Genomic DNA, 15,583 nt, shown 5'->3' with positions numbered 1-15,583 from the left:
GCCTATGAGATGGGAGATGATTAAAGGGTGTGTGACAGGGGCATCTCATATCATAAAACAGATGCCTTGCCAAGATGCCATTAAAACTAACTTTTTTTCACCTAACAGCTTTGTTTGTGCTATAGCAGATGGACATGGGAGTAGTGCCTGTCCTTATAGTGATGAAGGGGCTGAAATAGCAGTATCAGTAGCCCTTGCCGTTATAGAAATACTTATATGGCAAAATGATGAAGCTTCCTTATACAGTTTATTACAAAGTATTAAGGAAGTACAATTACCTAGGGCAATTGAGAAAGAGTGGAAAGAACAAATACAGTATCATCACCAACAGAAAGAAAGAGGGGATTATCCTAAAGCAGAACAAATGTGGAAGCTTTATGGTAGTACCCTTATTATTTTATGGGTGATGCCAGACTTTGTTTTTGCTTTGCAGATAGGAGATGGAGATTTATTACAAGTAGATGCAAAAGGTGAAACGAAACGTCTTATTCTAGCAGAGCAGCAATATGGAACAGAAACTTATTCTTTGTGTCAGAAAGAATGCTGGCGTTATTTTAAACACAAACTAATTCCTATTGCTACTCATCAATCACCTTGTTTGTTTCTAATGAGTACAGATGGGTATGCCAATAGTTTTACTAGTGAAAAGGATTTCTTAAGGATTGGAAAAGATTATTTAGAACTACTGAAACATTATGATAGTACTTTGTTAGAGGAACAACTGCCGGTTTGGTTAAATGAAGCATCAAGTAAGGGAAGTGGGGATGATATTACTTTAGCTGTTATTTATCAAAATCCTATGAGGGGGAAGGAGCATGCAAAAACAAATCATTAATCAATTATTAATATTAAAAAAAACTTATGGAGAAGAGCTTTTTAATCAGCCTAAAAGGCTATTAGCTTTTATAAAAGATTACTTTCCTTTTGAAAAAACGCAGCATTATCTTTTAGCACAAAGCATGGTATTTGATATTTATAAGCGCTTAAGTCAGTGTGATACGAAGCAGTATTTATTAGAAAGACATGAATGTATTCGCATCCTTCATGAAGAGGGAATGATGGATCGTTCTCTAGCAGAAGCGGCAGTAGAGTTGTGGATGGGTTTTATTAAAAAGGAAAAGGGTAATGATACAGTTTTTAGTCAAGATAAATTATTAGGTGAAAAGTTAGGTGAAGCAGCAAGTATCATTAACACGCATGAAGAACCACATTTGTCTGATAGCTTAAGTACCGTTTTACACAAAGCACACAGTTATTATAATGGAGAAGGGGTACAAAGAAATAGTAAGGAAGCCATTAAATGGTATGAGAAAGCTGCAGCTATGGGGCATGTAGAAGCGATGTTAGTTCTAGGAAATATTTATTATATGGGACAAGGCATTTTAAAAGATGATGAAACAGCTTTTAAATGGTATACCAAGGCAGCTGATTTAGGAAGTGCAGCAGCCATGAATTATATAGGAAATATGTATTATGAAGGTAAAGGTATAGAAAAAAATTTAGAAAAGGCTATTCTTTTTTATGAAAAAGCAGCTTGTCAGGGGCATTATACAGCCATGTTTAATATGGGGTATATTTACTATGAAGCGCATATGAAGGGATGGGATGAACCCTTTGAAGTTTATTTAAAAGCAGCATTAGAAGGTGACATAGAAGCCATTAACCATGTAGCTTATAGCTATCACACAGGAAGTGATATAGAGCAAAATTATGAAGAAGCCTTCAAATGGTATCAAATAGCAGCTGCTAAAGATCAACCCTCAGCTATGATTTGGTTAGCTTATTTATATCTGAATGGGCAAGGTGCCCCAAAAGACTACCTTAAGGCCTCGTATTGGTGTGAAAAAGCAATAAAAATGTATGAATAGTTTATAAAATATTGATTTTTATTAAGGATGAGTTTATACTTACTTTATTAATTTATTACTTTATCATAGTAAAGTGAGGGGAAGCAATGAAGAATTATGCACTGCATATACCAGAAGGTGTAAAGGATTATACAGGAGAAGAAGCAGCTTTAAAAGGGAAAATTCAAGATCAAGTCAAAAAGGTTTTTGAAGGTTATAGTTACCATTGGGTAGAAACACCTACCTTTGAATACTTAAATGTTTTTACAACCGAAAAAGCAGGGTTTCAATCTCCTAGTCTTTATAAATTTGTAAATAGACAAGGTGAAATGTTGGCACTTCGCAGTGATATGACCAGGGCTATAGCAAGAGTCATTGGGATGCAAAAAGCAGAAAGTATGATGCCAAAGAGATATGCTTACATGACAAATAGTTTTAGATATCCCGAACGCTATCAAGGAAAGCTTCATGAGTTTACACAAGCAGGCGTAGAACTGATTGGCAAAAATAGTATAGAAGCGGATGCAGAAGTCATTAAGTTAGCCATTACCGCTTTAAAGAAAGTGGGCGTGACAGACTTTACTGTTCACATTGGTAGTAGTCAATTTTTAAAATGTACTTTAAGTGACTTAGGTTTAGGAGAAGCAGCAGTTGAAAAGGTTTATGAAGCCATCGATCAAAAAAATGCTGTACTGCTTAAGGATGTTTTACAAGAGGCTATTAAAGATGAAGAAACATTAGCTTTATTATTGGAGCTTATTGAGTGTGCAGGTCATATTGACTTACTTCGAAGTGTAAAGAAAAAAATGAATAGCCCTCAAGCAGTCAAAGCTTTAGATGAAATGGAGCAGCTCTATGAACTGCTAGAGGATTACGGTGTAAGTGAATCTATTTTATTTAATTTCAGCTTATTATCTTATGGTAATTATTATACAGGTATGATGTTTCAAGTTTTCACACCTTATATTGGAACAGCTATTGTAGAAGGTGGACGTTATGACCATCTGCTTGAAGAGTTTGGAAAAGATTTGCCAGCGGTAGGGTTTGGTATGCATATGAACGCTATTTTGCAGCGCCTGATTAAGCAAAAACCTCTTACACCACTATATAGTAAATGTACGTTAGTAGTAGCTAATAAACAAACAAGAAAGATTTGTTATGAAGTCAGTGATCATCATCGTGAAAGTGGCATGGTGATAGAAAATAGTTTTACAGATAACATTGAAGAAGCAAAGGCTTATGCTAAAGCAGTTGGTATGGGTGGCATACTTCATTACAAAGATTACAATAAAGTAGATGTGTATAACTTAGCAGAAGGCACTGTTCAGGAAGCAACTATTAACGAACTCTATAGAGTGGAGAATGAGAGGGGGTAATTACATGAATCAAATTACTTTTGCCCTTGCAAAAGGGAGATTAGCAGAAAAAGCAATGGATGTATTAAAGGAATTAGGTATTAGCTGCAAAGAGATGGAAGAAGAAAGCCGCAAACTTTTATTTACAAGTGATGATGGTCAGTATCGTTTCTTTTTATCCAAGGCATCTGATGTACCTACTTATGTAGATTATGGTGTAGCAGATATAGGCATTGTAGGAAAAGACACCATTTTAGAAGAAAACAGAGCAGTTTATGAAGTGATTGATTTAGGCTTTGGGGCTTGTAAAATGGCAGTAGCAGGTAAGCCAGAGAAAAAAGCACTTCTAGAAAGTGGTGGTCTCATTCGTGTTGCCACAAAGTATCCTTCTATTGCTAAGCGCTATTTTGAAAAAACTAATAGGCCAGTAGAAATTATTAAACTTCATGGCTCAGTAGAGTTAGGACCTATTGTAGGTTTATCAGATGTGATTGTTGATATTGTAGAAAGTGGTAAAACTTTGGTAGAGAATGGCTTGGTTGTATTAGAAGATATCGAACCTTTATCAGCACGCTGTATTGTGAATACGGCTAGTTTAAAAGTAAAGCATAGTGAGATAAGGCGTCTATTAAATGATATTGAAAAGAAAATGGAGGAGCGCAAATGATTCAAATCATAGAAACCATAGAAGCAAAAGAAGCTTTTTTGAAGAAACTTGAAGTAAGAGGCAATATGGATACAGGGGAATATGCTTTAGCTGCTAAAAAAATAGTAGATCGTGTACGTAGTGAAAAAGATACTGCTCTTTTCGAATATACAGCCATGTGGGACTGCCCAGAGATTCATGCAGGTAATGTCAAGGTAAGTGTAGAAGATATGAAAGCTGCTTATGATACCTTAGAACCTGAGCTTCAAGAAGCCATTACACTTTCAGCAGCGCGTATTGAAAGCTTCCATCAAAAGCAAAAACAAAACACATGGATTGATGTGAAAGAAAATGGTGAAATATTAGGCCAACGCGTCACACCTCTAGAAAAAGTAGGCGTATATGTACCAGGAGGCAAGGCGGCTTATCCTTCTTCTGTATTAATGAATGTGATTCCTGCAAAGGTAGCTGGCGTAGAGCGTATTGTGATGGTAACACCCGCTTCTAAGGATGGTCAGTTAACTCAGGAAGTGTTAGCAGCTGCTTATATTGCAGGGGTGACAGAAGTTTATAAAATTGGAGGGGCACAAGCCATAGCCGCCCTCGCTTTTGGAACTGAGACGATTCCAAAGGTGGACAAAATAGTAGGGCCAGGCAATATTTATGTGACTTTAGCCAAAAGAGAAGTATTTGGTTATGTGAATATTGATTCCATTGCAGGGCCTAGTGAAATTTTAATCGTAGCTGATGAAAGTGCTAACCCTACCTTCGTAGCAGCAGACTTATTATCACAAGCAGAGCATGATCAGCTAGCTTCAGCAGTGCTTATTACAACTAGCAAAGCATTAGCAGAAAAAGTACAAAAAGAAGTGGTACGCTTTTATGAAATCATGCCACGCCAAGAGATTTTAAGTGCTTCTTTAGCAAACTATTGTGCCATTGTGATTGAGCCTAGTATGGAAAGTGCCTGTGAACTTGCCAATGCCATTGCACCAGAACACCTAGAACTAGCAGTAACGGCACCTTTTGAAGTTTTAACACGTATTAAAAATGCAGGGGCTATTTTCTTAGGCCATTATACACCAGAACCAGTAGGTGATTATATGGCAGGTCCTAATCATGTTTTACCTACTAATGGTACTGCTAGATTTTTCTCACCTTTAGGGGTAGATGATTTTATTAAAAAAAGCAGTATTTTATCTTTTACAAAAGAAGCCTTAATGCCGATCGGAAAATCAATTGTACGTTTTGCAGAAAGTGAAAGATTATTTGCTCATGCATTATCAGTTCAAGTTCGTTTAGATGAGGAAGTGAAATAATGGTTAAATTTTTAAGAGAACGTTTTGCTACTATGGCACCTTATCATTCAGCTTATTTGACAGAAGGGGTTATTTTGAATTCTAATGAAAGTCCTTATAGCGTACCAGAAGAGTTAGTGGCTTATATGAAAGAACGTGTAGGGGATTTATTAGTGAATCGTTACCCCGATACAGATAGCTTAGAATTAGCAAATGCAGTGGCAAAAGTCTATGATGTAAAGATAGAAAATGTGGTATGTGGTGTAGGGTCAGATGAACTCATTGACTGTATATTAGGGAGTACTTTAGAAGATGGTGACAAGGTATTGATGCCTTATCCCTCCTTTAGTATGTATAGTCAGTTTACTCAGCTCAATAGTGGGCAAATGATTAAAGTACCTTTGAAATCAGATTTTACATATGATGTGACGGCTATTAAAGAAGTGGTATGCAAGGAGCAGCCTAAAGTCATTTTTCTTTGCAATCCTAACAATCCAACGGGCTGTATTTTTACTAGAGATGAAATAAGAAGTATTTTAGAAGTAGCAAAAGGGCTTGTAGTGGTAGATGAAGCTTATGCCGAGTTTAGTGAAAAAGAAATTTCGATGATTCCTTATGTGAATGATTATGACAATCTTATCGTTTTAAAAACCTTTTCTAAAGCTTATGCCTTAGCTGGGGCCAGAGTGGGGTATGGCATTGCTTGTGAAGCTGTGATTAACCTGATTAACACAGTTAGACCACCTTATAATGTGAATATTTTCTCGCAAGCTATAGGAACATGGGCTATAGAGCACCGTGACATCTTTTTAGTAAATGCAAGGCGCATTGTAGATAATAGAAAGATGTTAGAACAAGGACTAAGGAATTTAGGACTTAAGCCTTATCCATCAGAAGCTAACTTTGTATGGCTGACTTTACCAGAGGGTGTTTTTGAAGCCTTAGAAGAAAAACATATTTATATTCGTAAGATGAAGATAGATGGCAGCATTTATTATCGCATTAATGCTGGAACACCAGAAGAAAATAATAAACTTTTAGAAGCGCTTAAAGTACTCGTATAATGATGGACGATGACTTAAAAGGAGACGATGAAGTACATTTTATTAATGACTTAACACGTAGACTGTTTATGATATTAAGCACATACGGGGGGAAATAATGGAGAATATCATCATACGTCAAATGCAAGCTGATGAAGCCAAAGCAGTTCATAAGATTGGTAAAAAAGCTTTTACTGGGCTAGAAAGCTTATGGGTAGCAAAACCAAAACAGGCCTTAGTTGCTGTAAAAGATGGAAAAATTGCAGGGGCTATTCTATACAAATTTATAAAAGCTGGTGGCAGAAAAATTGGCTATGTAGATTATGCTTTTGTAGACCGTGATTATCACAATCAAGGAATTGGGAATGTGCTTTATAAAGGTGCTACCGAGTATTTATGGGAGCAGGGATGTGACGCACTGACTGCACTGGTGAAGGATGATAATGTAGGGTCTTGGGGGTTATTCGAAAAAAATGGTTTTGCTAGAACAAGTTTTGTGAACCTTGCTAAGCAATTTGGATTTTTAGGTGCACTAAAACAATATTTTACTACCCCATTTTGTTTTGCTATTGGTATGGATTATTATGTGGCAACAAAAAATCAGGAAAATGTAGTTAGTACGCCTAATAGCATTAAACAGCTTTTAGCCTTTTTTTTAATCAATGCCTTGTTGTTTAGTGTTACCTCGCTACGTGGGTTAAAATATGACATAACAATTTTGGTTGTCTATCTTATGCTATTGCTATTGACTACGACTACAGAATTTATAGGTACTAGATGCTCATCAGAGCGTCATTGGACATTTAGGCTTACTAGTGGGGGGACTTTAACTTGTGTTTTCGTTAATATTGGGTCACTGTTTCCGATGATTGGTAACTGGTATCCTGAGCGTTATGAAAAAACGAAAGCTTTTAGAAAAGCAATGGGAATGACTGCTTTGGTAAGCTGGATAGCTTTACTTATTCTAACAGCTTTCTTAGTTTTTAGTAGGAGTCAGGGTATGATTGCTTCTGCTGCCAAGCAAGTGGGCATCTATTTATTGATTTATCGTATGATTCCTATTTATCCGTTTGAGTCTTTCGGTAGCAAAAGAGTTTATGATTGGAATAAAGGGATTTATGTCGTGATGGCACTTGCTACATTAGTAGTGATTATTTGCTCTTCTATTTGAATATAAGAAGGCATCGACTTAATGCAAATCACCTAAATGGTACAGGATGTTAGCAAGTTCCTTGTGGTTTAAATAAGATTTTAGTAAAAGGAGGTAAAATATGAGAAGTGCCCAGATTAAAAGAGATACAGCAGAAACGAAGATTACGCTCAGCTTAAATATTGATGGAGAAGGAAAAACAGACATCCATACAGGGATTGGCTTCTTTGATCATATGCTTACTCACATTGGGAAGCATTCATTAAGTGATTTAAAGGTAAATGCAATAGGAGACATCGAAATTGATTGTCATCATACGGTAGAAGATACAGGGATTGTACTAGGGCAGGCTTTTAAAGCAGCACTTGGAAATAAGGAAGGGATTAACCGTTATGGTCATGCCATTGTACCTATGGATGAAGCATTAGTACTTTGCGCCGTGGACCTTTCAGGAAGACCTTATGTGGATGTAGACACACCCTTTACCATTGATCGTTTAGGGGATTTTGATACAGAAATGGTAGAAGAATTTTTTAGAGCAGTGGCTGTTCATGCAGGCATTAACTTGCACATTCAAGTAATAAGAGGTAAAAACAATCATCATATCATAGAAGGCATGTGCAAGGCCTTTGCTAAAGCTATGTTAGATGCTATGAGCTTTAATCCTCGTATTAAAGGAGTGCCTTCTACCAAAGGCATGTTGGAGGTGTAGAATGACTATAGCAATTATTGATTATGGCATGGGTAACCTAAAGAGTGTTAAAAAGGCTTTTGCAGCCTTAGATTTTAACGCAGAAATTACAGCGGATCCAGAAATGATTTTAAAAGCAGATAAGGTAGTTTTACCAGGGGTAGGAGCCTTTAGAGATGCTATTGCAGAACTAAATATCAGTGGTTTAGCCGAGGCTACTAAAGAAGTGGTGAAAAAAGGGACTCCTTTACTGGGCATTTGCCTTGGTATGCAGCTTTTATTTGACAAAAGCTATGAATATGGTACCTATGAAGGGCTAGGTCTATTACCAGGAGAAATCGTGAAAATGACAGCCGAAGAAATGAGAGATGAAAAAGGAGAAAGCTTAAAAATTCCTCACATGGGTTGGAATAATCTAGAGCTTGTAAAAAAAGACCCCTTATTTACAGGTTTAGAACAAGGCAGTAGTGTTTACTTTGTTCATTCCTATTATTTGGAAACTCCTGCTGATGTAGTAAGTGCTTATACAACCTATGGTAAACGTATAGCTGTGGCAGCTCAAAAAGAGAATATCTTTGCTACTCAGTTTCACCCAGAAAAAAGCGGCCTAGTAGGACTTCAAATACTGAAGAATTTCGGAGGAATGAAAGCATGAAACTTTACCCAGCAATTGATTTAAAAGATGGCAATTGTGTCAGATTACTTCAAGGCGATTATAATGAAGTTACAATATACGGTAATAGCCCAGCTGAAATGGCGAAGAAATGGGAAAGTCTAGGGGGAGATTATTTACATATCGTAGACTTAGATGGGGCTAAAGAAGGAAAAGGCATCAATGAAAAAGCTGTTCGTGATATTGTAGCAGCAGTTGAGATTCCTATTGAATTAGGTGGGGGGATTCGCACCATAGAAGATATTAAATGCCAATTAGATAGAGGTGTAGATCGGGTTATTTTAGGAAGTGCTGCTATTAAAAATAAAGCACTTGTTAAAGAAGCTATTGAGACTTTTGGTCCTGACAAAATTGTAGTAGGGGTAGATGCCAAAGGTGGTAAAGTAGCGATTGAAGGCTGGTTAGAAGTAACGGATATCACTGCACTTAGCTTTTGTAAAGCATTAGAAGCGATGGGTGTTAAAACAGTGATTTATACTGATATTGCAAAGGATGGTATGATGCAAGGCCCTAATATTGAGGAAACAGCTAAGTTAGTTGAAGCAACCCAATTAGACATTATTGCTTCAGGTGGCGTATCTAGTATTGAGGATTTAGAGAGATTAGAAGCTATTCATGTGCATGGGGCTATTATTGGAAAGGCTTTATACATTGGAGCCATTGATTTAGAAGAAGCAGTAAGACGTTTTAAATAAGTAGTTAACATTATAAAAATATCTGTAGACTAGCTAGAAAATATAATCTAAGCTAGTCTATTTTTGTGATGTTTTAGGTTAGGATAATAAAAATTAAGCACTATTTATAGAGTGTATTGTAAAGCATTAAAAAATAACATTGTATTAAATTACAAAATGATTTATCTTATATATTACTGATAAACCTTGGTAATATGTGTAAATGAATATAACTTTGAAATGAAAACTATTTTAGGAGAAATAAACCTAAAATAGTTTATTTACATATTATTAATAATAGCTACAAAATAGTCCTTGTATTTAGTATATTCTACAGAAAATAGTATACATTACTTTTTTAGACAAAATTTTACTATATAAAATATTATAATTATTCATGAAATAATTATAAAGGGGAGTTGCTATTTGAAAACCAAAAAAAGAATTTTAGCCTATTTACTTACTTTAACACTAGCTATGACATCAATGCCTACTCAATTATTTGCTCAAATAACAAATGACTTACCACTACCTATGTCATCACTTGTAGATACGCAAACGACTACACCAGGAGCTATACAAATTAATCCTACTAAATATGTTGGGGATGGTTATGAAGTAGAATTTAAAGTAACGAATCAATGGACAGGGGCATTTAATGGGGAATTTGTACTTACTAACACTAGTGATAAACCATTAGAAAATTGGACGTTGAAATTTGATTTTGAACATGAAATATCTAATATGTGGAATGCTCAGATTGTAACATATGACGATGATAATTATGTGATTAAAAATATGGGCTGGAATCAAGACATTGAGCCAGGAAGCAGTGTAACCATTGGATTCCAAGCTAATAGCGATGGTAATATTAATAATCCAAGTAAATATAGCTTGGATATGGAAGAACAAGTAGCAAGTGATGTAGATTACACTATTGGATTTAAGCTAATCGGTAACTGGAATAGTGGCTTCAATGGAGAAATAAGTATTACTAATCAATCTAAAGCACCTATTGAAGACTGGAGCTTAGCTTTTGATTTTGAAGCTAAGATTAATAACTTATGGACTGCTACTATAGTTGACCATACTGGTAATCATTATGTTATTAAAAACAAAGGATATAATGCTAATATTGAACCAGGACAAACTCTAACTTTAGGTTTTGGTGGAGGTAATCTTAAAGATAGTACAGCTGAACCAAGTAATTATAAATTATTCTATATTGGCTCAGTTAAAGAGAAAGAAGAGATTGATTATGAGTTAGACTCTGATAATGATGATTTACCTGATTACTATGAAAACATATTAGGAACAGATCCTTTAAATGCAGACACTGATGGGGATAGCATCCCTGATGGTTATGAGTATTGGGAGTTAATGACAGACCCACTACTTCTAGATTCTGATGGAAACAATATAAGTGATGCAGATGAAGATTTTGATAAGGATGGACTTCCTAATAAAGAAGAGTTTTTATTAGGAACAAACCCCTATGATAATGATACAGATAAAGATGGTTTACTGGATGGGGATGAAGTTAATAAGTTTGATACCATGGAGTATAGTCAATAGTTTGGACACGATTTGTAACGAAAAAATTTGTTGAGATCAATAATTATGCGTGCTGATCCCAGTATTCTGCTTCTAACTCATTTGGCGTTTTATATCCAATCGCACCGTGGGGAAGACGATTGTTATATAGATTTTCAATGTACTCGAAAATATCTAGTCGAAGTTCCTCTAGGGTATGATAGCTTCTGCGATTGGTGCGATTCTTTTTGAGATATTTGAAAAAACTTTCACAACAAGCATTATCGAAAGGGTATCCTTTTTTAGAAAATGACTGCACAACATTATAGGAATCTAAGAGATTTCTAAATGCAAAAGCAGTATACTCAGCTCCCTGGTCAGAGTGAAATATGAGTCCATACTGAACATGACGGCTTTTATAAGCCTTATTAAAAGCTGACATTGTTAAGGTGACATCGTGGTTGCTAGCTATGTGCCAACCAATGATTTTTCTATAAAACAAGTCCATGACAATGCAAAGATAATACCATTTACCATTAACTTTTATGTAAGTGAAATCACTAGCCCACACAAGATTTGGAGCCTTTTGGTTAAATTCCTGATGGAGGTGATTATCGCATTCTCCCTGATTGTGATGTTTTACTCTACAAGGTTTATCTGTAGACATTTTAGGAAGAGACATTGATTGCATCAGTCGGTACACTCGTCCCACGCTGATGTTTATACCATAATCACGACTGAGGATATATGTGATTTTATAAGCACCAAGACATTTATCATAGTCAGAATAAATCTGAAGAATGACACGTTTGATATTTAGGTTTTCCCTTACTCTTGGAGCAGGTTCGGAGTTGAAGTGCTTATAGTAAGTGCTGCGATTTACGTTAAGTACGCGGCAAAGGGTTTTAATATCATGCTGAAAACGTAGTTTATAAACAGCATCTAGTCGCTCAGAGAGTGTGGCGTGAATATGGCAATCGCTTTTTTTAATATGAGGTTCTCTTCCTCAAGTTGAGCCATTCTTTTTTGCATTTCTTTAATTTGTTTAGCAGTTAGGACTTTGCCATCATCGGTTTCAACAGTAGAATATTGTTTAATCCATTTAGCGAGAGAAGTCTGTGAAATATCATATTCTTGGCAGAGAGAAGTCTGAGTTTTGCCATTATGATAAAGTGCAACGATTGATTTTTTAAAATCTTCATCATAACGAGTTTGTTTAGTTGCCATGTGGGCACCTCCTTTTGTGTCTACTTTAATATAATCACTAATATCAAATCGTGTCTACTTATTTAATATAGATCCAACCAATCCACTCGTTTATGATAAGATAGATGAAAATCTAGATACAGATCAAGACGGCTTAGTTGATGGATTAGAGATGAGATTGGGAACTGAACTTAATAACCCTGATACTGATGGGGAAGGCCTTCTAGATGGCTATGAAGTGTTTACTCTTGGAACCAATCCTTTAGAAGGAGACTCCGATCATAATGGCATCAATGATGGAGATGAAGATCTTGATTCAGACGGATTAACCAACTTAGTAGAACAGAAACTAGGAACAGATCCTCAAGTAGCAGATACGGATAAGGATAACCTTAGTGCTGGAGATGAAGTTAATCAATATCATACAGACCCTCTGATATATGATACAGATGGTGACACCATAGGTGATGGGGATGAGATTAAAATAGGACTTAATCCACTTAAATCTGCTACAAATGGTGTACCAGATAATGAATATACATTTGAGCAAGAAGTTTCAGAGGAAGCACTTAAGTTTATTAATACTGAAGAAAATGCTTATGAATTATCAATTGATATGATTGCCTCAGGCAATGCAGCAGATAACATTATTGTTTCAACAAGCCAGCAGGCTCATACTATAAGTGGAAATGATGCTATTGTTGGAACCCCTATTAGCATAGACTATTCTTCAGGAATAATAGAAGAAGGAACGCTTTATTTTCAGCTAAAAGAAGAAGTTCTAACTGAAGAAAGTAAGGTTAATGATATCAAATTACAAGGTCTAAAAAGATATTATGTTTTTAATTATAATCAAGAAATAGGAATGTTAGTACCAGTACCAACAACTTATAATGATAATAACGGAACCATAGTTACTGAAATGATAGGAACGGGTACATATTGTGTCATTGACCTTGAAAAGTGGTTTTTAGATATAGGGGTTTTAAATGAAAACATACAAACATACTCAGAAAGTACAAGAATGAGTCTCAATAGTACGAGTACATTTATAGACCAAGCATCTATGAATTCAGCTAACGCGCGTAGTTTAACTTCAGGTACTTTTAATACTAAACAAAATAAAGTTGACTTAGTATTTGTAGTAGAAACAGGCTATACTATGGAAAGTATAATGAAATCTGTTAAGACAGGAATGAAACAGATTATTGAAACTCTAGAAGCTCCAAACATAGATTTACAAGTTTCCATTATAGACTTAAAGGATGTAAATTACTTTAAATCCTATAATCCCATTATGATAAATGGGATATCAGCAATAGAAGCAGAAGGTAAACGGGAATTAAGCTTTACAAATAGTAAGGAAGAGATATTCTCATTAATAGACTCTCTTGATGCATATGGAGGATATGACAGACAAATAGCTGCAACGCCTCTAGCAGGTTTAGGTTATGTAACTACATTACCATTTAGAGCAGATGCAAATAAGTTCACGTTACTTATTACTGACAAATCATATAGTGCTACTAATTATCATGGTTTCAAAACTGTATTTGAATTACTAGATGTATTGAAACAGAAAAATATCAGTTTAAGTATTTCAACAATGACTATACCTACCCCAGATGATAGCTTACCAGATATGACAGTTCAAAACTATAAGAGGTGGCTTACTAGAGTAGATGGTGTATTTGTACTCTTAAAGAATTTTACTGATAATATTAGTGGTTTTACTGACTATGTACTAGCTCATTTAATAGAACAAGATACTTTTATGATACTTAAAAGTAATAGTTTGGAGGAAGTAATCTTAAGCGATCCTCTTATAAAAGGAGGAAGTACCGACTCTGACGGAGATGGTCTTACCGATAGTGAAGAGGTTAACTGGGGGAATGAATTTACTGGTACTAACTTAATTAAAATTACAGCAGATGGTTATGAACTTCCTACCCTCAATGATCTTTGGGGCATAATATTCATAAAATATGATTACGATTGTGAGAATTTTCCTTATGCAGATAGATTAGATCAAAGAGTATTACCTTTATTATCAGATCCAACAGAAGTAGATAGTGATGATGATGGCTTGCTGGATAAAGAAGATACAATGCCCTTTATAGATGATTTTAAAGAATTATGGTATAAAATGACCATTAATGAAAAAGAATTCTATATTGGTCATACAGGTTATGGCATCAATTCTACTCAGGCACATATTTATGATCATTCAAATGATTCTTGGCAACATTATGGCTTAATTGATGGTATATGGCTATTTTCTGACAAGGCAAAACAAATTAAAAGAGAAATAGATGATATTAAAGATTTAGTTGGTTTTGAGGAAGAGGAAATTGCCTTTGAACATCCAGATGAAGATGTAGTGATTGATTTGGATGAGGTATTGGGAACCTGTAGAGGAGTAATTGAAGGCTATGACAGCTTTATAGAAGATATTAAAGCGGATAATAGGGATGAATTAGATACAGTTTTAGGTATATTCATTGGTTTTATAGATTGCTATTTTGATGAACATCCTGAACTAATTAATGCTAAGAGTACTGGAAAAGTAAAATTAGATATAGCAGATAAGAAAAAAGCAGCATTTAAAATGATGACTCCAGATTTAGATGAAGTTAAATCATTTGTATTATTCTTATTGGATGAAAATGAAGAAGAATTAGAACAAAGTATTACCTATCTAGAGGTTAAAGTAACGACAGATAAAGCATGTACCTTTGGATTCTCTATTATTGGTGGAGCAAGTGCTATTGTAGGAGCAGCCCAGCTAATTAAAGGAGCAGGAGAAGTTACAGCTGGTGTTGCATCTGCCCCAGAAACAGGTGGAGCAAGTATTGCCATAGCAGCCAAAGGTGGAGTATCCTTAAAGAAGGCTGTAGAAAAAATAGACCTAGCTTGTAAATATATAAAGAAGGCAGAAAATGCCTTTGAACAGTATAATATAGATGATAAGAAGTATGATGAATTTAGTGGTTATACGGATATTGATATACTCATAGAACAACTTGAAGAAGAACTAAATAGTGTAGGAGGTGGTCTTGGTAATCCAGCTACCTATGTGGCTAAAGAGCTTCAGCAAATGAATGCCGACAAGATATTATCAAATAGTAAATGCCCCAATACAATTGCTGTACTAAAAATGCCTTCAGGAGACTATAGAATTGGATATAATAGTCAGGGTATATATAATGAAGAGATTCAAGAGATATTGGATGAGTTAGGAAATGTAAATAAGTATAATCGCCAATGTGCAGAGGTAAATGTTTTATCTAGTGCATATGGGGGAGAAGGGTCATTACAAGGAGCAGAAATATATGTTACTTATTTATTTAGAATAGAGAAGGATAAAAAAGGACTAACTGGAATGTTTAAACAGCCTTGTAGTGTATGTGAACCATTATTAGATAAGTGTGGAGTGAGAATGAAATATTGGTAAATAAATGAACAAA

The 15,583-nt window shown here is 35.2% G+C and carries 13 protein-coding genes; 12 read left to right on the top strand and 1 reads right to left on the bottom strand.

Annotated elements, in window-relative coordinates:
* The first annotated feature begins 16 nt into the window (after positions 1 to 16).
* The 11 genes from EKH84_RS15095 (at position 17) to EKH84_RS15045 (ending at position 10,952) form a co-directional block, all read left to right on the top strand.
* Entirely contained in the window at positions 17 to 835 is an 819-nt protein-coding gene (locus EKH84_RS15095; protein WP_013657492.1) for a PP2C family serine/threonine-protein phosphatase, read from the top strand.
* Positions 816 to 1,868 carry a tetratricopeptide repeat protein gene (locus EKH84_RS15090; RefSeq protein WP_127066928.1) on the top strand — a complete coding sequence of 351 codons (1,053 nt, stop codon included), beginning with the start codon at positions 816 to 818 and terminating at the stop codon, positions 1,866 to 1,868. The genes EKH84_RS15095 and EKH84_RS15090 overlap by 20 nt, the downstream gene beginning before the upstream one ends.
* An 86-nt stretch (positions 1,869 to 1,954) precedes the next feature.
* On the top strand, positions 1,955 to 3,223 hold the full coding sequence (hisZ, locus tag EKH84_RS15085; RefSeq protein WP_127066927.1) for an ATP phosphoribosyltransferase regulatory subunit: 1,269 nt from the start codon (positions 1,955 to 1,957) through the stop codon (positions 3,221 to 3,223).
* A gap of 4 nt (positions 3,224 to 3,227) precedes the next feature.
* Entirely contained in the window at positions 3,228 to 3,869 is a 642-nt protein-coding gene (gene hisG, locus EKH84_RS15080) for an ATP phosphoribosyltransferase (RefSeq protein WP_013657489.1), read from the top strand.
* On the top strand, positions 3,866 to 5,167 hold the full coding sequence (gene hisD, locus EKH84_RS15075) for a histidinol dehydrogenase (RefSeq protein WP_127066926.1): 1,302 nt from the start codon (positions 3,866 to 3,868) through the stop codon (positions 5,165 to 5,167). The genes hisG and hisD overlap by 4 nt, the downstream gene beginning before the upstream one ends.
* Positions 5,167 to 6,210 carry a histidinol-phosphate transaminase gene (hisC, locus tag EKH84_RS15070; protein WP_127066925.1) on the top strand — a complete coding sequence of 348 codons (1,044 nt, stop codon included), beginning with the start codon at positions 5,167 to 5,169 and terminating at the stop codon, positions 6,208 to 6,210. The genes hisD and hisC overlap by 1 nt, the downstream gene beginning before the upstream one ends.
* 97 nt (positions 6,211 to 6,307) lie before the next feature.
* Complete coding sequence (locus EKH84_RS15065) at positions 6,308 to 7,360, top strand: GNAT family N-acetyltransferase (protein ID WP_127066924.1); 1,053 nt, start codon at positions 6,308 to 6,310, stop codon at positions 7,358 to 7,360.
* Between the two features lie 100 nt (positions 7,361 to 7,460).
* The gene (hisB, locus tag EKH84_RS15060) at positions 7,461 to 8,051 is read left to right on the top strand and encodes an imidazoleglycerol-phosphate dehydratase HisB (protein WP_127066923.1); all 591 of its coding nucleotides are present in this window, start codon (positions 7,461 to 7,463) and stop codon (positions 8,049 to 8,051) included.
* A 1-nt stretch (position 8,052) separates the two neighbouring features.
* Entirely contained in the window at positions 8,053 to 8,685 is a 633-nt protein-coding gene (gene hisH, locus EKH84_RS15055; protein WP_127066922.1) for an imidazole glycerol phosphate synthase subunit HisH, read from the top strand.
* A complete protein-coding gene (gene hisA / locus EKH84_RS15050) occupies positions 8,682 to 9,398 on the top strand; it encodes a 1-(5-phosphoribosyl)-5-[(5-phosphoribosylamino)methylideneamino]imidazole-4-carboxamide isomerase (protein ID WP_127066921.1) in 717 nt (238 codons plus the stop codon). Before hisH ends, hisA begins: the two co-directional genes overlap by 4 nt.
* A 405-nt stretch (positions 9,399 to 9,803) precedes the next feature.
* A complete protein-coding gene (locus EKH84_RS15045) occupies positions 9,804 to 10,952 on the top strand; it encodes a cellulose binding domain-containing protein (protein ID WP_127066920.1) in 1,149 nt (382 codons plus the stop codon).
* Between the two features lie 43 nt (positions 10,953 to 10,995).
* On the opposite strand, the gene EKH84_RS15040 is transcribed toward EKH84_RS15045, so the two are convergent.
* Positions 10,996 to 12,137, bottom strand: a protein-coding gene (locus EKH84_RS15040; protein WP_243118602.1) for an IS3 family transposase whose coding sequence is annotated in 2 segments (ribosomal slippage) — positions 10,996 to 11,888 and positions 11,888 to 12,137 — 1,143 coding nt in all. Because the reading frame shifts where the segments join, the coding sequence is not laid out codon by codon here.
* Between the two features lie 151 nt (positions 12,138 to 12,288).
* Here EKH84_RS15040 and EKH84_RS15035 point away from each other — a divergent pair.
* Positions 12,289 to 15,570, top strand: a complete 3,282-nt coding sequence (locus EKH84_RS15035; protein ID WP_127066919.1) for a hypothetical protein — start codon at positions 12,289 to 12,291, stop codon at positions 15,568 to 15,570.
* Positions 15,571 to 15,583 lie beyond the last annotated feature (13 nt).

This window comes from Cellulosilyticum sp. WCF-2, from assembly GCF_003990395.1.
Classification (GTDB): domain Bacteria; phylum Bacillota; class Clostridia; order Lachnospirales; family Cellulosilyticaceae; genus Cellulosilyticum; species Cellulosilyticum lentocellum.
This window is presented reverse-complemented; position numbering and strand designations above follow the sequence as displayed.